General features: G+C 72.0%; 20 protein-coding genes. 9 read left to right on the forward strand and 11 right to left on the reverse strand.

Features of this window, described 5'->3' with window-relative positions; all coding sequences use genetic code 11:
- Positions 1-108: 108 nt before the first annotated feature.
- Positions 109-1,083, forward strand: a complete 975-nt coding sequence (locus IE274_RS28080; protein ID WP_190118703.1) for a helix-turn-helix transcriptional regulator — start codon at positions 109-111, stop codon at positions 1,081-1,083.
- An 11-nt stretch (positions 1,084-1,094) separates the two neighbouring features.
- Here the strand turns inward: IE274_RS28080 and IE274_RS28085 are convergent, their stop codons facing one another.
- The 4 genes from IE274_RS28085 to sigJ all read right to left on the reverse strand — a co-directional run bounded on the left by IE274_RS28085 (position 1,095) and on the right by sigJ (position 4,691).
- Positions 1,095-1,496, reverse strand: coding sequence for a DUF6191 domain-containing protein (locus tag IE274_RS28085; RefSeq protein ID WP_190118704.1), 402 nt, complete (start codon positions 1,494-1,496; stop codon positions 1,095-1,097).
- A 149-nt stretch (positions 1,497-1,645) separates the two neighbouring features.
- Positions 1,646-2,461, reverse strand: coding sequence for a methyltransferase domain-containing protein (locus IE274_RS28090; RefSeq protein WP_190118705.1), 816 nt, complete (start codon positions 2,459-2,461; stop codon positions 1,646-1,648).
- A 305-nt stretch (positions 2,462-2,766) separates the two neighbouring features.
- Complete coding sequence (locus IE274_RS28095; RefSeq protein WP_190118706.1) at positions 2,767-3,504, reverse strand: dienelactone hydrolase family protein; 738 nt, start codon at positions 3,502-3,504, stop codon at positions 2,767-2,769.
- Positions 3,505-3,704: 200 nt separating this feature from the next.
- On the reverse strand, positions 3,705-4,691 hold the full coding sequence (gene sigJ / locus IE274_RS28100) for an RNA polymerase sigma factor SigJ (RefSeq protein ID WP_190118707.1): 987 nt from the start codon (positions 4,689-4,691) through the stop codon (positions 3,705-3,707).
- Positions 4,692-4,845: 154 nt separating this feature from the next.
- Between sigJ and IE274_RS28105 the strand changes: the two genes are divergently transcribed.
- On the forward strand, positions 4,846-5,979 hold the full coding sequence (locus IE274_RS28105; protein ID WP_190118708.1) for an LUD domain-containing protein: 1,134 nt from the start codon (positions 4,846-4,848) through the stop codon (positions 5,977-5,979).
- A 53-nt stretch (positions 5,980-6,032) separates the two neighbouring features.
- On the opposite strand, the gene IE274_RS28110 is transcribed toward IE274_RS28105, so the two are convergent.
- Both IE274_RS28110 and IE274_RS28115 read right to left on the reverse strand, forming a co-directional pair.
- Entirely contained in the window at positions 6,033-6,401 is a 369-nt protein-coding gene (locus IE274_RS28110; RefSeq protein WP_190118709.1) for a hypothetical protein, read from the reverse strand.
- Positions 6,402-6,448: 47 nt separating this feature from the next.
- On the reverse strand, positions 6,449-6,832 hold the full coding sequence (locus IE274_RS28115) for an HGxxPAAW family protein (RefSeq protein ID WP_190118710.1): 384 nt from the start codon (positions 6,830-6,832) through the stop codon (positions 6,449-6,451).
- A 107-nt stretch (positions 6,833-6,939) separates the two neighbouring features.
- On the opposite strand from IE274_RS28115, the gene IE274_RS28120 reads away from it, so the two are divergent.
- Complete coding sequence (locus IE274_RS28120; RefSeq protein WP_190118899.1) at positions 6,940-7,446, forward strand: MarR family transcriptional regulator; 507 nt, start codon at positions 6,940-6,942, stop codon at positions 7,444-7,446.
- A gap of 127 nt (positions 7,447-7,573) precedes the next feature.
- Here the strand turns inward: IE274_RS28120 and IE274_RS28125 are convergent, their stop codons facing one another.
- Positions 7,574-8,314: an SDR family oxidoreductase gene (locus IE274_RS28125; protein ID WP_190118711.1), complete on the reverse strand. Its 741-nt coding sequence runs from the start codon at positions 8,312-8,314 to the stop codon at positions 7,574-7,576.
- 137 nt (positions 8,315-8,451) lie between these two features.
- Between IE274_RS28125 and IE274_RS28130 the strand changes: the two genes are divergently transcribed.
- The 5 genes from IE274_RS28130 (at position 8,452) to IE274_RS28150 (ending at position 11,898) form a co-directional block, all read left to right on the forward strand.
- Positions 8,452-8,943 carry an RrF2 family transcriptional regulator gene (locus IE274_RS28130; protein ID WP_190118712.1) on the forward strand — a complete coding sequence of 164 codons (492 nt, stop codon included), beginning with the start codon at positions 8,452-8,454 and terminating at the stop codon, positions 8,941-8,943.
- A 131-nt stretch (positions 8,944-9,074) separates the two neighbouring features.
- Positions 9,075-9,386, forward strand: a complete 312-nt coding sequence (locus IE274_RS40120; RefSeq protein ID WP_268255592.1) for an NAD(P)-binding domain-containing protein — start codon at positions 9,075-9,077, stop codon at positions 9,384-9,386.
- Positions 9,387-9,795: 409 nt separating this feature from the next.
- Positions 9,796-10,248 (forward strand): PaaI family thioesterase, encoded by a 453-nt coding sequence (locus tag IE274_RS28140; protein ID WP_190118713.1) that lies wholly within the window; start codon positions 9,796-9,798, stop codon positions 10,246-10,248.
- Between the two features lie 192 nt (positions 10,249-10,440).
- Positions 10,441-11,241 carry an SAM-dependent methyltransferase gene (locus IE274_RS28145; protein WP_190118714.1) on the forward strand — a complete coding sequence of 267 codons (801 nt, stop codon included), beginning with the start codon at positions 10,441-10,443 and terminating at the stop codon, positions 11,239-11,241.
- Positions 11,242-11,316: 75 nt separating this feature from the next.
- Positions 11,317-11,898 (forward strand): snapalysin family zinc-dependent metalloprotease, encoded by a 582-nt coding sequence (locus IE274_RS28150; RefSeq protein ID WP_190118715.1) that lies wholly within the window; start codon positions 11,317-11,319, stop codon positions 11,896-11,898.
- Positions 11,899-12,048: 150 nt separating this feature from the next.
- Here IE274_RS28150 and IE274_RS28155 read toward each other — a convergent pair whose 3' ends face one another.
- The 3 genes from IE274_RS28155 to IE274_RS28165 form a co-directional block, all read right to left on the reverse strand.
- On the reverse strand, positions 12,049-13,773 hold the full coding sequence (locus IE274_RS28155; RefSeq protein ID WP_190118716.1) for an acyl-CoA dehydrogenase family protein: 1,725 nt from the start codon (positions 13,771-13,773) through the stop codon (positions 12,049-12,051).
- A gap of 112 nt (positions 13,774-13,885) precedes the next feature.
- Positions 13,886-14,443 (reverse strand): PadR family transcriptional regulator, encoded by a 558-nt coding sequence (locus IE274_RS28160; RefSeq protein WP_190118717.1) that lies wholly within the window; start codon positions 14,441-14,443, stop codon positions 13,886-13,888.
- A 149-nt stretch (positions 14,444-14,592) separates the two neighbouring features.
- The gene (locus IE274_RS28165; RefSeq protein ID WP_190118718.1) at positions 14,593-16,359 is read right to left on the reverse strand and encodes a dihydroxyacetone kinase family protein; all 1,767 of its coding nucleotides are present in this window, start codon (positions 16,357-16,359) and stop codon (positions 14,593-14,595) included.
- 250 nt (positions 16,360-16,609) lie between these two features.
- Here IE274_RS28165 and IE274_RS28170 point away from each other — a divergent pair, with 250 nt between their 5' ends.
- Positions 16,610-17,476 carry a helix-turn-helix domain-containing protein gene (locus IE274_RS28170; protein ID WP_190118719.1) on the forward strand — a complete coding sequence of 289 codons (867 nt, stop codon included), beginning with the start codon at positions 16,610-16,612 and terminating at the stop codon, positions 17,474-17,476.
- A 1-nt stretch (position 17,477) separates the two neighbouring features.
- Here the strand turns inward: IE274_RS28170 and IE274_RS28175 are convergent, their stop codons facing one another.
- Positions 17,478-18,689 (reverse strand): serine hydrolase domain-containing protein, encoded by a 1,212-nt coding sequence (locus tag IE274_RS28175; RefSeq protein WP_190118720.1) that lies wholly within the window; start codon positions 18,687-18,689, stop codon positions 17,478-17,480.
- Positions 18,690-18,813 lie beyond the last annotated feature (124 nt).

Below are 18,813 nucleotides of genomic sequence, written 5' to 3' on the forward strand. Positions count from 1 at the left end.
GGAGTGCGTACGTCCATCGGCTCGGCAGCCGCCCCGCTCTGACGTCGTATGAAGAGCCTCCCAACGAATCACGACATCGCCTGTCACGTATTCGCGTAGGCTTTTCGCATGCGCGCCGACCGGCTGGTCTCCCTGGTGCTGCTGCTGCGGCAGCGCGGTCAGCTGTCCGCGGCCACGCTGGCCCGCGAACTCGAGGTGTCCACCCGTACCGTGCTGCGCGACATCGAGGCGCTGTCCGCGGCCGGTGTCCCGGTCTACGCCGAACGCGGGCGGCACGGCGGTTTCGCGTTGATGCCCGGCTTCCAGACAGAGCTCACCGGGCTGAACCACGACGAGGCGCTCGCCCTCCTCGTCGCCGGATCACGGCGCGGCGCGCAGGCGTTCGGCCTCGGCTCGGCACTCGCCTCCGCCATGCTCAAGGTGGTCGACGCGCTGCCCGAGAGCCAGCGGGACACCGCGGCCGGTGTGGCCGAGCGCATGCTCATCGACCCGGAGACCGACCTCCTCTCGCGCCGCGTGGCCGCCGAGGAGGTGCCTGACGCCGTGGTGGCCGAGGTCCGGCGCGCGGTGTTCGCCGGACACAAGCTGCGCATCCGGTACGCGGCCGCGGGGCAGGCGCCGCAGTGGCGAACGGTGGACCCGATCGGCCTGGTCACCGTCCGCGACCAGGGCTATTTGCTGGCCACGCGGTCCGGCGCGGACCGCACGTACCGGCTCTCCCGGGTCCTCGCCGCCGAGGAACTCCCCGAACCCGCACAGCGAGCAGACCGGGTCGACCTGGACCAGGCCTGGCAGGAGCGCAGCACGCGGTTCCGGACCGGCGGCGACCAAGTCGCGGTACTGGTACGGGTGGACCCGGCGCGACGGGAGGAGCTGATGGGCACCGCCCTCGCCGTCCGCACCGAAGACGTCGACGCCGACGGCTGGCTGCGGCTTGAGGTGGCGTTCCAGGACGCGCGCCACGCCGCATGGGCGCTGTGGCAGCTCGCCGCGGACGCGGAAGCCCTTGCCCCGCAGTGGCTGCGCACGTCGCTGCGCGACCGCGCCGCCGCGCTCGCCACCCGCTACGGGGCGCCCTCCTGAGAGTTGGCGTCTCACCGCCGACCCTCAAGGGCAGCCCGCCGACCCTCAAGGGCAGCACGCCTCCGCGCACCCGAGCTGTCCGCTTCCTGCGGCATCACGATGAACGCGGTGCCCTGGGCCAGATCGACGGTGGAACGAGGCGGCGCACCGTCGCCCTCGTCGTCCCGCAGCAGCAGTTCCACCCGCCGCTGCTCCACCTCCACCGTCTTGTTCCCGTTCACGACCGCCGTGAATTCGTCGAAGGCCGTACTCGACAACGACCGCCCCGTACGCCTGCGCAGCCACGGGATCAAGCCCAGGCCCGTGAACCAGCGCCAGACGCTCTCCACCAGGGCGAACAAGACCAGTTGGCACACGAACGCCGGGAACGACAGGAGCCAGATCGTCGCCGTACTCGACGCGCTGATTGCCATGGGCACCACTGTTCTGGGTCCGCGACGTGCCGGGATCGGGCCTGAGCATGATCCGTCTCCCCCATGCGGCGGAGGCGCCGCCAGGGAGATCCATCGCATCGCGGAGAGCCGCCGTGGCGGTTTCGCGTCCCGACGCGGGACGGGGCACCTCAGGCCGTGGCCGGACGGCGGCCCCAAGCGGAGATCATCGGCGGGAGAGCCAGATCGAGGCCCCCGGCGACGTTCGCCAAGTGCCGGTCGATCTCCTCATCGGTGGCCAGCCCCGCCGCGACCAGCTTGTCGCGGATCTGGCGGACGGTGGCCTCCTCAAGCACGGTGCACACGGGTGAGGTGATCGGGAAGTAGGCGTCGGCCTCCACATCGACCAGCCCGGCCTCGCGCAGCAGCCGCGGCAGCTTCCGCCCGTACTCCAGGTCGGCGCCCCGCTCCCCCAGCAGCTCGCGGAAGCCGCTGCGCAGCCTGTTGGCCAGCGCCTGCTCGGGCCCGTACTCGTCGGGGCAGATCAGCGGCTGCAATGCCGGATCGCCGTCCTCAAGCACCAGCCACCCGCCGGGCCGCAGCGCCTCGACCATCGACCGCAGGGCCTTGTCGCGATCGGCGACGTGGATCAGCACGAGCCGGGCGTGAATCAGGTCGAAGGGCCCACCGGCCGGAGGCTGCCCGGAGGCCACGTCGTGACGCAGCACCTCAAAGCCCACCGCATCCCGCATCCAGGAGGTGTCGATGTCGGTCGCCACCACATGCCCACTCCCCCCGACCCGCTCGGCCAGCCATCCCGGCACACCGGGCCCACCGGCACCGATCTCCCAGCAACGCCACCCCCGGCCGACGCCGACGGTCTCGAAGTGCCGGAAGGTGGACGGGTCGAAGAGCGCGGAGAGCGCGGCGAACCGCTCCCCTGCTTCGGCCTGGCGGTTGTTGAGGAGGTATCCCTTGTCGCGAGCGCCCTGGGTGTCGTGTGCCATGGGCCGATCATGGCAGTCGGCCTCGGCCCTGCTGGGACCGGCTGTCGCAGCCTTGAGAACCCGTCCTTGAACCTCGGTTGATCGCGTTTTCTTCTTCCACGGTCACGGGGCCGTGCTCCGGCCTGACAGGGGGTGGGTGTGGTGCCGGGTTCAGGGACGGTCGGCAACGTCAGCGTCGACCGGTACGAGCAGATCGTGGAGAAGCCGCGCGAGGGCGTCGACCCGATCTGCCGAACCCGTGCGCGCTGCTTGAGGCGTCCCAGGCCTGACGCCGGCCAAGCCTGGTGCCAGCATGTCTGCCTGGGTCATGCCCCCAGGTCCGCCGTCACGGGCAGGCACTCGGCGAGCAGGTCGACGACATCGCGCCAGGCTCGCTGCGCGTGCTGCGGGTGGTAGCCGACGCCGGGGACCGTGGGGTGGTCGACCGGCGGATGGTGGAAGGCGTGCAAGGCGCCGCCGTAGACCGTGAGGCGCCAGTCGACGCCCGCGGCCTGCATCTCGGCGGTGAACGCCTCGCGTTGCGCGGGCGGCATGATCGGGTCTTCCGACCCGACCCCCGCCCACACCGGGCACCGAATGCGCGCTGCCTCGCCCGGTCGGCCCGTGGTAGTTGCGTTGACTGTCCCGATCGCGCGCAGGTTGACGCCGTCGCGCCCGAGTTCCAGCCCGACGGCGCCCCCGGTGCCGTAGCCGACGGCGGCGATCCGGTCGGAATCGGTCCGCGGTTCGGTGCGCAACACGTCGAGCGCCGCGTGGCCGATGTCCCGCATCCGGTCGGGATCAGAGAGCAGTGGCATGCAACGGGCCAGCATCTCCTCGGGGTCGCCCAAATAGCGCCCGCCGTGGAGGTCGAAGGCCAGCGCTATGTATCCCAGCTCGGCGAGAGCATCGGCCCGGCGGCGCTCGACGCCGCTGAGCCCCGTGCCCTCTGGTCCGAGCAGCACCGCCGGCCGGCGGTCGACACCGGCCGGGAGCGCGAGGTGCCCGATCATCGTCAGACCGTCCGCCGGGTACTCGACGGTACGCGTCGTAATCGTCGTCATGAGCCTGGACTGTAGTGATCGTCGAGCCCGGTCCGGCCGCTGTTCTGCCGCTGGCAGAGCAGCGCGGGTATCCCCCTGAAACACGATGAGGGCTCACCACGTCCCGCAGAACAACGCGGGGAGCGTTTCGCCCTGTGAGAAGTACGGGCCGCGGCTGCGGACAGGAGGGGGCCGTTCCCTCGGCTCCCGTTCCCCATCGGTCATTGGCCGATCCGCCAGGGACGGAGCTTCTCGGGGTTTCGTACCGCCCAGATGCGCCTGATCCGGTCGCCGTCGATCTCGAACGCGAACACGGTCGCGATGGTGCCGTCCTGCTGCGCCACCAAACCGGGCAGGCCGTTGACCATGCGCTCCAGGAACGTCGTGCGGTCGCCCGACACGCGCGCGATCTCGGCGTAGCCGCGTGCGATCTGCTCGCCGCCGACCAGCGGGAGCAGGTGGGTCACGGCGAGGCCGCCGCCGTCGGCGGCTGCGGTGGCGTCGGGGTCGAGCAGGCCGACCAGGGCGTCGATGTCCTTGGCCTCCCACGCCGTCTTGAACTGCCTGACGATGTCGGCCTGTCCGGTGCTCCGGGCCGTCGGGGTCCGGGCGGTGCGGACGCGGCGGCGGGCGGACGAGGCGAGTTGGCGGCACGCCGCCGGGGTGCGGCCGACGACCTCGGCGACCTCGCCGAAGGGGTAGCGGAAGACGTCGTGCAGGACGAACGCGACGCGCTCGGCCGGGGTCATCGCGTCGAGGACGACCAGGAAGGCCATCGTCACCGACTCGTCGAGGGTGACCCGGTCGGCCGGGTCGGTCCCGCCGACGGCGGAGCGCCCTGAGATCCACTCCGTGGGCTCGGGCAGCGGTTCCGGGATCCAGTCGCCCACGTACGTCTCGCGCCTGACCCGCGCCGAGCCGAGCAGGTTCAGGCAGATGCGGCCGGTGACCGTCATCAGCCAGGCGCCGGGTGAGTCGATGGCCCGCTGCTCCCGTGCGGACATGGCGTACCAGCGGGCGTAGGCCTCCTGCACGACGTCCTCGGCGTCGGTCAGGGACCCGAGGAGTCGATAGGCGAGGTTGATCAACCGGTGCCGCTCGCCCATGATCGCGCCGAGGCCCGGGGCCCTCCGATCGCAGTGTGCGCTCTGTGCGCCCGGTGCGCTCTGTGCGCTCTGTTCCTCGTCGGGCTCGGCTCTCGTGGTCATGGTCCGGCCGTCTCCCTCGCTCGCTGGCTGCGGTGCCGCTACCCGTTACGACAAGACAGCACGCCGGAATGTGAGGCCGACGCGCCACCTCACATTCCGGAGGGCTGCGTTGTCGTAGCGGTGAGGACGGCAACGAGACGGAGTGGGGACTTTCATGAACGACTTCCAGGCCATCGCGGACCGCGTCGAGATCGAGGCGCTGCGCGGCGAGTTCACCGACGCGGCGATGATGCGCGACCGCCCCCGCCTGGCGTCGCTTTTCACCCCGGACGGTGTCCTGCGCATGCCCAACATCCCCGTCGAACAGGTCGGCCGCGAGGAGATCCGCGCCGGGGGCGAGCGGCTGCAGAGCCAGTGGGACTTCTTCGTACAGAACACGCACCCCGGCGCGATCCTGCTCCACGGCGACACCGCGACCGGCCGCGCCTACATCCAGGAGATCGGGCGCGCCCTCGACGGACGTCAGGGGCTCAACTACGCCGTCTACCACGACCGTTACCAACGCACCGACGAGGGCTGGAAGTTCGCCGAGCGGGTGTACGAGGTCAAGTACCTCGACACTTCCCCGCTGGCGGGCGCGGCGCCCCACGCGGCGCACGGCTCCGGGGCCGAGGCGGCAGCGGGCACCGCAACCCCGGCCACGGCCACGACCACGGCCACGGCCGCCCCGGCCCCGCCCACGTCCTTCACCGACCCCGCGTCGGCCGAACAACTGGAGCGGGTCGCCGCCGCACTGCGCGCAGGCGGCTTCGCCGCCGAGATCCTCGACGACGCCGAGGCCGCGCGCGCCCGCGTCAAGGACCTGGTCCCCGAGGGCGTGAGCGTGCTGACCGGAGCCAGCGAGACCCTCCGGCTGTCCGGCATCGACGAGGACATCAACGACAGCGGCCGGTACGACGCCGTCCGGCCGCGCATCCAGGCCATCGACCGTGCCACCGGCGCCGACGAGATCCGCAGGCTGGTCGCCGTCCCCGATGTCGTCGTGAACAGCGTCGCCGCGGTCACCGAGACCGGCTCGCTCGTCCTCGCCTCGGGCAGCGGCAGCCAACTCCCGGCCAACGCGGGCGGCGCGGCCCACGCGGTCTGGATCGTCGGCGCGCAGAAGGTCGTACCCGACCTGGGCACGGCGCTGCGCCGCGTCGAGGAACACGCCCTGCCGCTGGAGAACGTCCGCGCGCAGGCGGTGTACGGGATGCCCAGCGCCGTCAACCGCCTGCTCATCCTCAATGCGGACCCCCGCCCGGGGCGCGGCACCGTGCTGCTGCTCCGCGAGGCCATCGGGTACTGACCCGGCTGAAGGGGCGTGTGACTCACGGGCTCAACGCCGGCCGAACGCGCCCTCTACGGGCTGGTTGTGCTGATCTCCGCGGCTTCCGGGGCCACGGCGATGAGGTGTTCCAGCCAGCAGTCCGTCTGCTGGCTGGCGACTTCCGCGCCGCAGCCGCCACACAGGAGGTTCGGGCCGTCGAGGCCGTCGGGACCGCAGCAGCCGTTGTTCCGCCCGGGTGCGGTGTGCGGGAGGGTGCCGGGGGCGTCGTCGGGGTGGAGGACGATCGACCGCGTCGCGGGGCTGATCGCGAAGGTGCCCTGGTCCAGCAGGGGCAGGCCCAGGCGGTCACCGGTGAACTTCTCGGGGGTGGGCGGGAAGGGGACGTGACGGAGTTCCCCGGTCAGGGGGTGGCGGCAGCTCACGCAGGTGATGACGGGCATCGGAGGATTCTCTCCCGGGTGAGCCGGGTCGGGCGAGGTTCTGGCGGTTACGACCGCTGCGCCGCCGGAGCGCGCTCGGTCGCGGCAGCGGGTACGACGGCGGCCGGGACCACGACCGGCGCCACGGCGCCGCTCCGTCCCGCCAGGCGGCAGCCGAGGCAGTGGGGGTGGCCTCGGCGCGCAGCCGTGTCGCGGACCCGCCAGGGCTGCTGCGCGACCGGCCGCGGCCCCGTGGGCTTGCCCCACCCGGCGAGGTGGAGGACCCAGGTGGCGAGTGCGGCGAGGACGACGACGGCGCCGCCCGCCACCAGCACCCCAGCCGAGTCCACGGCGAGCCCCACGCCCAGCACCGCGCTCCCGAGGACGGCCGTGCAGGTGCCCGTCCAGCCCGCGACCGTGTGGCCCATGTCGTGGTCTCCGTGCATGCTCATGGCCGTCTCCTCGGGAAATGGGATGCTGTGACGGGTGGCCGGGGCTCACCCGCACGAATATGCCTTATCTCGCGAGATAATTTACTTAGATGCTAAGGGGATCTGTGGTGCAGGGCAAGACGCGTCCGGCGGCGACGGCTGACCAGGCGCTGTACGCGATGGACCGGATGATCGCGACGGCCCAGTTCGGGCAGCAGGACATCGCCCGCCGTCTGGGCCTCAACGTCACGGACCTCACCTGCCTCGGCTTCCTCATCGAGGCCGCCGCCGCCGGCGAGTCCCTGGTGGCGGGCGACCTCGCCGAGCGGGCCCGGCTGACCACCGGAGCGGTGACGGGTGTCCTCAACCGCCTGGAGAAGGCCGGATACGTACGCCGCCAGCCCGACCCGCAGGACCGCCGACGGGTCCACGTGACCATGGAGGAGTCGGCGCAGAGCCGCATCCTTGAGGTGTACGGCCCCGTCTACGAGCGCCTGGGCGCGCTGTTCGCCGACTACGGCCCGGACGAGATCGCGGTACTGGCGGACTGGTTCAGCCGCGCCAAGGGCCTGCTCCAGGAGTCGCTGGACGAGATCCGCCAGGGCGACTCCGAACCGTCCAGGACCGAGGGCTGAAAGCCCTGCCGGGAGCCCGCGGCCCGAAGCCGACCAGGGCGGCGGCGGAGGCCATGGCGCCCGCACATGACGGAGCGCCCGAGCCGGTGACTGCCACCGCCTCGGGCGCTACCGCGGATCGCGTCGACTACCGCTGCGCGTTGAGCCAGTCCTCGTAGCGCGTGGCGGCGACGCGCGCGCCGGAGCGCGGGACCAGCACGTCGCCTTCGACGGCGGCGAACATGCCCGCCTTGTCGTCCGTGACGACGGTGCGCTCGTCCTTGTGGTGCGCCAGCGTGAGGCGCCCGAGGTCGTCCAGGGAGAAGGCGTCGGGGCCCGCGACGTCGAGCGTGCCGTTGAGGGGCGGGGCGGTGGCGACATCGGCGAGGGCGGCGACCACGTCGGCCGTGGCGATGGGCTGGACGGGGGTTGCGGGCAGCCGGACGGTCTCGTCGTCGGACGTCCAGGACATGACCGCGTCCATGAACTCGAAGAACTGGGTGGCGCGCACGATCGAGTAGGGCGTGGGCCCGCCGCGCAGCAGCTCCTCCTGGAGCGTCTTCGCGCGGTAGTAGTCGAGCTGTGGCACCTGGTCGACGCCGACGATGGAGAGGATCACCTGGTGGTTCACGCCCGCGCGCTCCCCCGCGGCCAGCAGGTTCTCCGTGGTGGTGCGGAAGAACGCCGGGGAGGCCTCGTCGAAGGTGGGCGAGTTCGACACGTTCACGACCGTGTCCGCGCCGTCCAGCGCCTCGTCGAGTCCGGCGCCGGTGAGCAGGTCGAGCCCGGTCGACAGGGACGAGGCGACCACCTCGTGCCCGGCCTCGCGGAGCCTGGAGACGAGCTGGGAACCGATGAGGCCGGTGCCACCGATGACCGTGATCTTCATGATCGTGCCCTTTCGTGAACCGAGCGCCACGGCCGCGTCGCACGACGTAGCTAACTCGGATATCCGATGTCCGAGATAATACTCGGATACCCTGTGTCCGAGTCAAACGGGGCGAGCAAGTCGAATGGGGCGCGCACATGAAACTGTCCGGCGGCGTGGAGTGGGCACTGCACTGCTGTGTGGTGCTGACCGCGGCGAGCGAGCCGGTCCCGGCCGCCCGATTGGCGCAGTTGCACGACGTCTCGCCCAGCTATCTGGCCAAGCAGATGCAGGCCCTGTCCCGCGCGGGTCTCGTCAAGTCCATCCAGGGCAAGACCGGCGGATACGTGCTGACCAGGGCCGCCGCCGAGATCACGGTCCTGGACGTGGTGCAGGCGGTCGACGGGGCGAGCCCGGCGTTCGTGTGCACCGAGATCCGGCAGCGCGGCCCGTTCGGCACACCGCCCGAGGACTGCACGAAGGCGTGCCCCGTCGCGCGCACGATGGCCGCCGCCGATGACGCCTGGCGAGCGTCCCTGCGGGGCGTCTCCATCGCCGACCTCGTCGGCTCGGTGGAGCAGGACAGCGGACCCGAGGCCCTGCCCACGATCGGCGCGTGGCTCAACACGGCGAACGCCTCCGACGGCTGAGCGGCGCACCGGAATCCGCACCCCTTACCTTTCGGTGGGTAGCCGACTGTTCAGTGCGTACTTGTCCACCGTTCCGCCGTCAACAAGGGTGGAACGCAGCGCAGTTCAGGGCGACAGGACAGGAGTACGCAGTGAGTGGCAAGGCGCGTGTCAGCGTGATCGGGCTCGGCGACATGGGGCATGCGCTCGCCTCGGCGTTGCTCGACTCCGGGCGCGAGGTCGTCGTCTGGAACCGTACGGCCGCCAAGGGTGACGACCTTGTCGAGCGCGGCGCCGTCCGCGCCGACAGCACCCCGGCCCAGCTCGTCCAGGGCCTCGACGTGCAGGTCGCGGGCGTGGCCAATATGGCCGAGACCTCCCGGGCGGCCGGGGTGGACGCGTCGGCCCTTGAGCACCATCTGGACCAGCTCAAGGAGTTGGTCGCGGAGGGGCACACCATGTAGAACTCGCCGCTGTCGATACGGCAGTTGCGGTCGAAGAAGGGCTAGAGCGGTACGGCACCGGGGTGGGGTGACGCGGCCCGGGAGCACACGGCGGCGGCGTTGCGGAGCAGGTCGAGGTGGTCGCCGTCGGCTGCGTCGGCGCGCATGCGCGCCCCCTCGTGATGCCCCGGCAGATCGGTCGCGGATGGCGGCCCCGCTTGGGCGGGCGATTACCTCTGGCGGTTGAGGTGGTCGGTATGGTCGGGCCGCTTGTTGAAGATCGTCATGTGCCCCCCTGCCGAGTGGGAACGGCAAGCGTGGCGAGAGGGCGACTTGTCGACAAGCGCGCGATCCGGACACGGCTCAGCGTCCGCTTCGTACCCAAGTTCCGCCCGTTCGCAGACCGTGACGCGCCCAGCGAGGAGAGCACGTGGAAGACCAGACCCAGCAGGAGCAGGCGAGCCCCGAGGTGCACAAGCGCATCCAGGAGAGCTTCGGCCGGCAGGGACTGATGAGCCACCTCGGCGCGCGGATCTCCCACATCGCCCCGGGCCGCGTGCATATCGTGCTGCCCGCCCGACCCGAAGTCACCCAGCAGCACGGCTACTTCCACGCCGGAGCGACCAGCGCCATCGCGGACAGCGCGGGCGGCTACGCCGCCTACACGCTGTTCCCCGAGGGTACCGACGTCCTCACGGTCGAGTACAAGATCAACCTGCTGGCACCCGCCGAGGGCGACCACCTGGAGGCGGTCGGAACCGTCCTGAAGTCCGGACGCACCCTGACCGTCTGCCAGCTGGAGGTGTTCGGCGTGCGGGACGGCACGAAGAAGCTCGTGGCCAACGGGCAGCAGACACTGATCCGCATCAACCCGCCCGCCTAGCGAGGACCGGCGCCCGCGAATCGTGCGACTGCCGCGTCCACCGCACAACTGCCGTACTGTCAGGCGCCGTTGACCACCTCCCGTACAACCCTGGTGGGCCGAGCCTTTGTTGGCCGTGGGGCCGCTGTTCGCGCAGAGGTTCAGCGCTGTACCGTCTGGCACGACTGACGGCAGCAAGGAACGGAGCAACACATGTCCAGCCCCCTGGATCGAGTGGACACCTCAACCGCGCACTCCGCTCGGGTGTACGACTACATTCTGGGCGGCAAGGACCACTACCTCGTGGACATCGAGGCGGGCGACGCCATGTGCCAGCACTGGCCGTCGCTGCCCGTGCACATGCTGGAGAACCGGCGGTTCATGCACCGCGCCGGGCACTTCCTGGCGCAGGAGAAGGGCATCCGGCAGTTCCTGGACATCGGGACCGGACTGCCGACCGCCCCCAACCTGCACGAGGTGGTGCAGGGGGTGGCCCCGGAGTCGCACGTCGTCTACGTGGACAACGACCCCATCGTCCTCACCCACGCCCGCGCGCTGCTGCAGAGCTCCCCCGAGGGCGCGACCGCGTACGTGGACGCCGACATGCACGACCCCGACGCCATCCTCGACAGCCCGGAACTGGGCGAACTCCTCGACCTGAACCAGCCGGTGGGCCTGATGATCATCGGCATGCTGCACTTCATCCTGCCGCCGGACGACGGCCAGTTGGTGCGGCGCCTCCTCGACCCGCTCCCCTCGGGCAGCTACCTGGCGATGACCATAGGCACCGCCGACTTCGCGCCCGAGGAGGTCGGGCGGGTGGCCGAGGAGTACGCCCAGCAGAACATGCCCATGGTGCTCCGCGACCTGCCGACCACCACGTCCTTCTTCGACGGGCTCGAACTGGTCGAGCCCGGAGTCACGCAGGTCCACAAGTGGCGGCCGGGCAGCGGGCAGCGGGACGTCCGCGACCGGGACATCGCCATGTACGGGGCGGTGGCGCGCAAGCCCTGAGACCGCGCCGCACCCCTCTCCCCGCACTCTCGGCGCCACACGGAGCCGAGACCCCCCACAAGTGAAGGGACAGCAATGGTGCACTACATACGGCTAGGGATAGCCGGCACCGCCGCAGCGGTCGCCATGACTCTGGCGCCCGCCGCGAACGCCTTGTCCGCGCCGGAACCGGCCGCGGCGAAGAAGGCCTCGGCCGTCGTGACGCTCCGCTACGACGACAGTCGGGCCGGCGGCTGGGAGGCGGCCATCGCGGCCGGAGTCGCCTCGTGGAACTCGAACGTCGACAACGTCAAGCTCGTCGAGGCCGCGCCCGGCACCCGGGCCGAGATCCAGATCGTGGCCACCAGCGGCTGGCCGCAGGCCACCCTCGGCCCGGTCCGCCCCGGCGGCCGGGCCCAGGTCCAACTCGGCCAACAGGCGGTCACGGACGGGCACGACAAGACCCGCATCGCCGCCCACGAGCTCGGCCACAACCTCGGCCTGCCGGACACCAAGCCCGGCCCCTGCTCGCAGCTCATGTCGGGCTCCAGCGCCGGGACCAGCTGCAAGAACGCGGTGCCCGACGCGGCCGAGCAGGCCCGCGTCGAGTCCGCCTACCGCAATGGCGCCGCCGCCCGCATCCCCACCGACGGCCGCATGCTGGTGGACGCACGATAGCCAGCCCTCGGTAGCTCAGTGGCCAGCAGTCAAGTAGCACAGCCATAGCGCCACGGTGCCTGGCCGCGATCACGTGCGGTCAGGCACCTCGCCGTCGGGCCCGCCCGACGGACCGCCACGGCGCCTCTGCGGCGCGGGGCCACGGCGCGGCTACGGCGCCATCTCGTACGCCCCGGCCAGCGCCTCGACCCGCTCCCACACGCGCGCCGAGCGCGCCTCGTCGACGACCGGGCGGCGGACCGCGCCGAGCGCCCAGCTCTGCTGCGCCTCCGTGGCGGAGTCCTTGCCGTGCAGCTCGACGGCGTACGCGGAGAAGTCCCGTACGAGGACGGCGAACAGCTCGTCGAGCACGTCCTGCTCCAGGCCGGTCAGGCGGGCCTGCTCCAGGACGAGCTGGCCGTGCACGACGAGGGCGAAGAGCTGGCCGATGGCGAGCAGCAGGTCGAGGTCGCGGCTCTGCTTCTCGTCGGGGGCCGCGGTGGTGACGAACTCACAGAGGGCGTCGGCCTGTTCGCGCAGCCGGGCGACGTTCGGCACCTCGGCGTACGTGTCGTAGGCGGTGCGCCAGTCGTGGAAGCGGATGGCACCGAGTCCGCGTGCCGGTCCCTGGCGGAAGAGGAAGTCGTCGTCGGTCGCGTCCAGGCGGGTGGGCACGGGCGCGTACTCGGCCGGGTTCAGCAGGTGGTTGCCCATGAACTTCAGGATCAGGGCCAGGTTGACGTGGACCGTGCCCTCCAGCTTCGGCAGGCCGCGGATCTCGGTGGCGGCCTGGGCGAAGTACGTGTCCTTCTCGAAGCCCTTGGCCGCGATGACGTCCCACATCAGGTCGATGACCTTCTCGCCCTCCGTGGTCACCTTCATCTTCGTCATGGGGTTGAAGAGGAGGTAGCGGCGGTCGTCGGGACCGGCGGAGCGGAAGTAGTCCACGGCCCGGTCGCTGAACAGCTTCATGCCGACGAGGCGGACGTACGCGTCGGTCAACTCCCGGCGCACGTGCGGGAAGGCGGTGACGGGACGGCCGTAGAGGATGCGGTTGTGGGCGTGCGTGACGGCCTCGTACATCGCGTGCTCGCAGATGCCGATCGAGGCGGTGCAGAGGTTGAACTTGCCGACGTTCACGGTGTTGAGGGCGGCGTCGAAGGCGGCGCGACCCGTGTGCAGGACGTCGGCGGCGGCGACCGGGTAGTGGTCGAGACGGAACTCGCTGACGTACTTCGAGGAGTCGACGACGTTCTTGACCAGGTGGTACGCGCCGTGGCGGCTGTCGGCGGCGAAGAAGACGTAGCCGTCGGGGCCCTCGACGTCGGTGCGGCGGCCGAAGACGGAGACGAGACCGGCGGCGTTGCCGTTGCCGATGTAGTACTTGGAGCCGCTCGCCCGGAAGCCGCCCTCGCCGTCGGGCTCCAGGAGCATGTCGGTGGAGTAGATGTCGGCACCGTGGGTCTTCTCGGAGAGACCGAAGGCGAACACCTCGCCCTGGCTGAGGAGTTCGGCCGCGCGGGTGCGGGCGGCGGCGTTGTCGCTCTGCCAGACCGGGCCGAGGCCCAGGATGGTGACCTGCCAGGCGTACCAGTAGTCGAGGCCGTAGAAGCCGAAGATCTCGTTGAGGGCGGCGATCCGGGCGGTGTCCCAGCGCTTGTCGCCGTGCCCGTCCCGGGCGTCCGCCGCCGGGGTGAGGAAGGTCGCGAACAGCCCTTCCTTCGCGGAGAACGCGAGGAAGTCCGCGAGCCAGGCGCGGGAGCGGTAGTCCTCGATCAGCTTGCGCTTGCCGCGCTCCTCGAACCAGTCGACGGTCGCGCGCAGCAGCCTGCGCGTCTCGGGGTCGAAGTGGGTCGGGTCATAGGTGCGCGGGTTGAACAGCAGCTGGTCGGCCATGGCAATTCGCCTTTCCGGCTCGGGAGTTGGGGAAGGGAGGAGGGTGCGGGAGGGAGGACTTCGGGCAGGGGTGGGCCGGGGAACGGCGGGCGGGTGGCCCGTCCGGCCCGGTTCAGCGCTCGGGGCCGAGCCGTCGGAGGGTGGCGATCACGTCGTCGAGCCAGGCGAGCGTCATGCGTTCGTACGCGATGCCGCCGCGCAGCACGACGTGCTGGAGCTCCTGGCCGGCGTCGGGCGTCTCGGGGGCCTCGGGTCCGGTGAAGTCGCGCCGCTCCCCCGCGAGGTAGTGCGCGAGCCGGTCGGTGTGCGCCTTGCGGTGTCGCTCGACCTCGTCGATCAGGGCGGCCGGGTCGTCGAAGGCGGCGCCGCGGATCTTCACGGCGAGCTCGTGCCGGACGCTCTCCGGCTCGATCGGCTCGTGCAGCCACCGGGAGAGCGCGCTCCGTCCCGGCGCGGCGACGGAGTACTCCTTCTTGTCCGGCCGGTCCGGCTGCGCCACCTCGCGGGCGTCGATCCAGCCGTCGTGCTCCATGCGCTTGAGGACGCGGTAGATCTGCTGGTGGGTCGCAGCCCAGAAGTAGCCGATGGACCGGTCGAACCGCCGGGCCAACTCATAGCCGGAGCCCGGCTTCTCCAGGAGGGAGACGAGAATCGCGTGCTCGAGCGCCATGCCCGAATCCTTCTATGCAACTCGTTGCATAGACAAGTGGCGCTGCCCAGGTGAGACACGGCTCACCTGGGCAGCGGGGTGTTACCTCTGGTCCGGCCCGTCACCGGGCGGACGGGCCCCTTCCATGGGGCCGGGTCGGCGGTGCCGGGTCAGAGCACGGTCACGTACCCGGGGGCCGGGAGCCGGGTGGCCATGGTGGGCTCGTGGATGTCGGCCAGCGCCACGAAGAGCAGCGCGACAGCGAGGGCGCCGGGGTCCGGTACGCCGAGCGCGTGATCGCCGACGTAGCTCGCGCGGCCGCGCCGGGGGCGCAGGGACGCGGTCGACAGGGCACCGCGGATCGCGGCCTGCGCGGCGGTGGTGAGCGGGGCCTGCGCGCTCTCGGAGTCGTCCTCGGCACCGGCGGCGGGCTTCCCCTCGGCCGCGGCGGCCAGCGACTCGGCGGCGGGCGCCAGCGCGTCGACGATCGTGCAGTCGCCCACCTGCGCCCCGCCCACCCGGTGGATCGCGGCGTGCGCGCCCGCCGTGGCCTGCGCGAGGGCCGCGATGGACGGCGCCTGCCCGGCGGCGGGTTCGGCGGCGGCCAGGTGCTGGAAGAGCAGGCCGAAGAGCGGGCCGCTGGTGCCGCCGACGTCGTTGAGGAACGCCTCGGCGAGCGCGGCCACGCCGTCGGCGCCCGACTCGTCGGCGAGCTTCACCGCGCGCCGGACGCCGCCGGAGAGGTTGTCACCGAAGTCGCCGTCGCCGACGAGCTGGTCGAGCTTGGTGAGGTTGTCGCGGACCTGGGCCACGATGTCCGCGTAGCGGTCGAGCACGACGCGGCTGCCGGTCGCGAGGGCAGGCGCGGACGTGGTGGCCGGGGCGTCCGACACGGGGCGCTCGGGGGCACGGTCTCCCGTCGTGGCGGCGGCCTCGGCGCTCATCGGCCGGGGCAGGACGAGCGGGGTCTCGGCCGGTGCCGTCCACAGCTCCGCCCAGCCCTCGTCGAGGCGGGTGAGGGTGAGCGAGAAGCCGGACATGTCCAGGGCGGAGGTGTAGGTCCCCGCGACGGTCAGCACGGGGCGCAGGCCGCGCTCGGCGAGCTGCTCGTTCAGCAGGACGCTCACGGCGTGCAGTTCGAGGTCGGTGGTGGCGCCGAGGCCGTTGACGAGGACGAGGACCTCGTCGGGGCCCGGCGGCAGCGCGTCGAGCAGGTCGTCGGTCATGCGCCGGACGAGGTCGTCGACGGCGGGCCGGGCGATGGTGCGGGTGCCGCGCTCGCCGTGGATGCCGACGCCGTAGTCGAGGACACCGGCGTCGAGGGTGAAGGCGGGGGCCGACGTCGTGGGCGAGGTCTGGGCGCGGGCGGCGACGGCGATGCTGCGGGACTGGGCCACGACTCGGGTGCCGAGCGCCTGCAGCTCCGCCAGGGTGGCGCCCCGGTCGGCGGCGGCACCGAGCAGCTTCTCCACGACCACCGTCGCGGCCGTGCCCCGGCGGCCGGTGGCGCTGTCGGCGGCGTCGGTGGCCAGGTCGTCGTCGACCAGGACGGTCGCGACCGGGATGCCGTCGTGCCGCAGGCGCTCGGCCGCGATCTGGAAGTTGATCACGTCGCCGGTGTAGTTCTTGACGACCAGGAGCACGCCCTCGCTCTTGGCGGCGGCGACGCTGGCCTCGTAGATCTGCCGGTTGTGCGGGGAGGCGAACACCTCGCCGGGACACACCGCGTCCAGGCCGCCGCGCCCGAGCAGGCCGGTGTGCAGCGGCTCGTGCCCCGAGCCGCCGCCGGACACCAGGCCGACCCGCCGGTCGGGGTGCGGGGCGCGCGCCCGCAGGAACAGCGGGGCGGCGTTGACCTCGACCTTGTCGGGGTGGACGAGGGCGAGGCCGCGCGCGGCGGTCAGTACGGGGTCGGTTTCCGGCAGGAAGTAGGTCATCGCTCGTCTCTCCGTAGGTCAGGGCGCGGGGTCGGGGGCGGAGGGTCGGGGGCACCGCCGACCGTGCCGACCGGGCCCACCCTGGACGTCGTACCGCGCCCAAGATCGGAACTCAGGCGTTCCGGAACCCACAGGTTCCGGTACGAGGGTCCGGCATGCGATCCTGCCACCTGCGCCGAAGGGTCGCGAATCCGCCCTTCGCACCGGAAAACCCCTGATCAGCCCAGCCATCTTTGCGAGGTCTTTACCCGTGACGAACGCGCGACGCGAGGACCTCGGCCGCATGCTCCGTACCTGGCGCATGGCCCGCGACCCGGCCCTCGTGCCCGGCATCGTCCCCACGCGCGGCCATCGCACCTACCTCACGCAGCTCGACATCGCCCTGCTGCTCGGCGTCTCCGAGCGCTGGTACCGGGCGCTGGAGAAGGGCGAGGACCGACGGTACGGCCGCGAGATGATCGGCGGGATCGCGCGGATCCTGGACCTGTCGCCGCGCCAGTCGGCCGCGCTGCACCGGGGCACCGGTCACGAGCCCCCGGCGCGGCGCCCCGACGCGGGGGCGGCAACGGGGACGGGGCCGGACGCGGGGGCGGCAACGGGGACGAGGCCGGACGCCGCTTCGGGCGGCACCCTCGACCCGGCCCTCGTCCAGCTCATGCGCGAACAGCGCTACATCAGCTTCCTCTGCGACCAGGCCTGGGACGTGGTGGCCGCCAACACCGTCGCCGCCCGCCACTGCCCCTGGCTCGTCCGCCCCGACGCCAACGTCATGACCTGGGCGTTCTCGCACGAGGCCCGCTATCAGCTGCGCGACTGGGAGAGCCGCTGGGCCGTGCCCCTGCTCACCCGCCTCCGCCTGGCCTGGCAGCGCTGGCCGGACAACGCCCGCCTCGACGAGGTCGTCGCGGAGGTACGCGCCGAGGCGGGCGTCGCGGCGTTCTGGGACGCGCCCGCGCCCGCCCCGCCCGAGCCGTCGGCGGACGTCCGTCCGATGTACTTCCCGCTGCTCGCCCCGGACCCCGTCGACGTCCGGGTGCTGGCCTGCGGCCCCTTCGACGACACGTCGCTGCGCTGGTACCTGGTGATCCCGGTGGACGCGACCCTCACGTTTCCCTGAGTCACCGCGCCGCAGGGCCGCACAGGGCGTGGTCGACCAGCTCGCGCAGGACGTCCTCCTGGCGGGCCGCGGCCTTCGGGTCCGCCGAGCGGCTGTGCGCGGAAACGGTGACGGTGCGCCTGCCGTCCGTGCGGGTGGCGGTCCGGACGACGTAGCCGAAGCCGCTGCCGCCGTGGCTGAGGTAGTCACCGCCGCAGGACAGCGGGGTGGAGAACAGCCCGAGGCCGTCCCCGGTCCCCGCCGGGTGACCGCTCCCCCGCGGTACAGGGACGGTGGTCCGCATGGCGGCCAGCTCGGCGGGCTTCAGCAGCCGTCCGCCGGCGAGGGCGGCGAAGAAGCGGTTGGCCTCGTGTGCCGTGCCGGTCATCGAGCCGTCGGCGCCGCTGTCGAAGGGGCGGTAGGGGATGGTGGTGTCGATCCTCGGACCGCCCTCGGCGAACTGCTGATAGTTGACCGCGTGCGGGACCGCGAGGTAAGGCGACGTGCCGGGAGTCTCCGTCCGCCGCAGCCCGAGGGGGCGCAGGACGCGGTCGTGGACTTCCTTGTCCCAGGTCCTGCCGGTGAGCTTCTCGATGATCATTCCGGCGAGTACGTAGTTGGTGTTGGAGTACGCCCAGCCCTTGCCCGCCGCGAAGTCCGGCTGGTGGCGCATGGCCAGGGCCACCAGCGCCTCGGGCCGGTAGGTCTGCCAGCGCTTGGCGAAGTACGTCCGGGCGCCGGGGTCGGGGAAGACGTCGCGCGTGTAGTCGTACAGGCCGCTGGTGTGCCGCAGCAGATCGCGGACGGTGATGGTCCGCCCGTCGTTCCCGGACCCGGAGACGACCCCGGGCAGCACGTCCTCCACCGGCTGGGCGAGGGACAGCCGCCCCTCGCCCACGAGTTGCATCACGACGGTGGCGACGTACGTCTTGGTGATGCTGCCGAGCCGCAGATGGCCGTCCTGCGGAACCGGGCGCCCACTGGTCAGATCGCCCACCCCGGAACGGGCCTTGACGCTCCCCCGCGGCGTCTCCAGCCGGGCGGCCACGCCCGTGACCCCGGCGTCGCGCAGGGCGTCGGCGTCACGTTGGAGGGACGCGCGCGGCGAGGCGTCGCTCTGCGCGGACCGGCCCTCGGCGGCCGGCCGGGGCAGCGCCGAGGCCGCGGCGGACGGCAGTGCGGACGCGGCGAGCGCCAGCACACCGGCTGACAGCCACAAACGACGAATGATCATGCCCCGAGGCTAGGAACAGCACCGGCCGCGGCCCATCCGGCCCGCCCCCAGCCGGAACAGGGGGCCAGCCGGATGGACACCGCGGCACGAGGATCACGCAGGGGCTCCTGCGGATCCCCGCGCG

The sequence above is a fragment of the Streptomyces flavofungini genome, from assembly GCF_014650815.1.
Lineage (GTDB): Bacteria > Actinomycetota > Actinomycetes > Streptomycetales > Streptomycetaceae > Streptomyces > Streptomyces flavofungini.

Coding starts and splice junctions, on each gene's coding strand:
- IE274_RS28080 (WP_190118703.1), top strand. CDS start 109: ATGCGCGCCGACCGGCTGGTCTCCCTGGTGCTGCTGCTGCGGCAGCGC.
- IE274_RS28105 (WP_190118708.1), top strand. CDS start 4,846: ATGAACGACTTCCAGGCCATCGCGGACCGCGTCGAGATCGAGGCGCTG.
- IE274_RS28115 (WP_190118710.1), bottom strand. CDS start 6,832: ATGAGCATGCACGGAGACCACGACATGGGCCACACGGTCGCGGGCTGG.
- IE274_RS28155 (WP_190118716.1), bottom strand. CDS start 13,773: ATGGCCGACCAGCTGCTGTTCAACCCGCGCACCTATGACCCGACCCAC.
- IE274_RS28175 (WP_190118720.1), bottom strand. CDS start 18,689: ATGATCATTCGTCGTTTGTGGCTGTCAGCCGGTGTGCTGGCGCTCGCC.
- IE274_RS28125 (WP_190118711.1), bottom strand. CDS start 8,314: ATGAAGATCACGGTCATCGGTGGCACCGGCCTCATCGGTTCCCAGCTC.
- IE274_RS28085 (WP_190118704.1), bottom strand. CDS start 1,496: ATGGCAATCAGCGCGTCGAGTACGGCGACGATCTGGCTCCTGTCGTTC.
- IE274_RS28165 (WP_190118718.1), bottom strand. CDS start 16,359: ATGACCTACTTCCTGCCGGAAACCGACCCCGTACTGACCGCCGCGCGC.
- IE274_RS28150 (WP_190118715.1), top strand. CDS start 11,317: ATGGTGCACTACATACGGCTAGGGATAGCCGGCACCGCCGCAGCGGTC.
- IE274_RS28145 (WP_190118714.1), top strand. CDS start 10,441: ATGTCCAGCCCCCTGGATCGAGTGGACACCTCAACCGCGCACTCCGCT.
- IE274_RS28110 (WP_190118709.1), bottom strand. CDS start 6,401: ATGCCCGTCATCACCTGCGTGAGCTGCCGCCACCCCCTGACCGGGGAA.
- sigJ (WP_190118707.1), bottom strand. CDS start 4,691: ATGACCACGAGAGCCGAGCCCGACGAGGAACAGAGCGCACAGAGCGCA.
- IE274_RS28095 (WP_190118706.1), bottom strand. CDS start 3,504: ATGACGACGATTACGACGCGTACCGTCGAGTACCCGGCGGACGGTCTG.
- IE274_RS28130 (WP_190118712.1), top strand. CDS start 8,452: ATGAAACTGTCCGGCGGCGTGGAGTGGGCACTGCACTGCTGTGTGGTG.
- IE274_RS28160 (WP_190118717.1), bottom strand. CDS start 14,443: ATGGCGCTCGAGCACGCGATTCTCGTCTCCCTCCTGGAGAAGCCGGGC.
- IE274_RS28090 (WP_190118705.1), bottom strand. CDS start 2,461: ATGGCACACGACACCCAGGGCGCTCGCGACAAGGGATACCTCCTCAAC.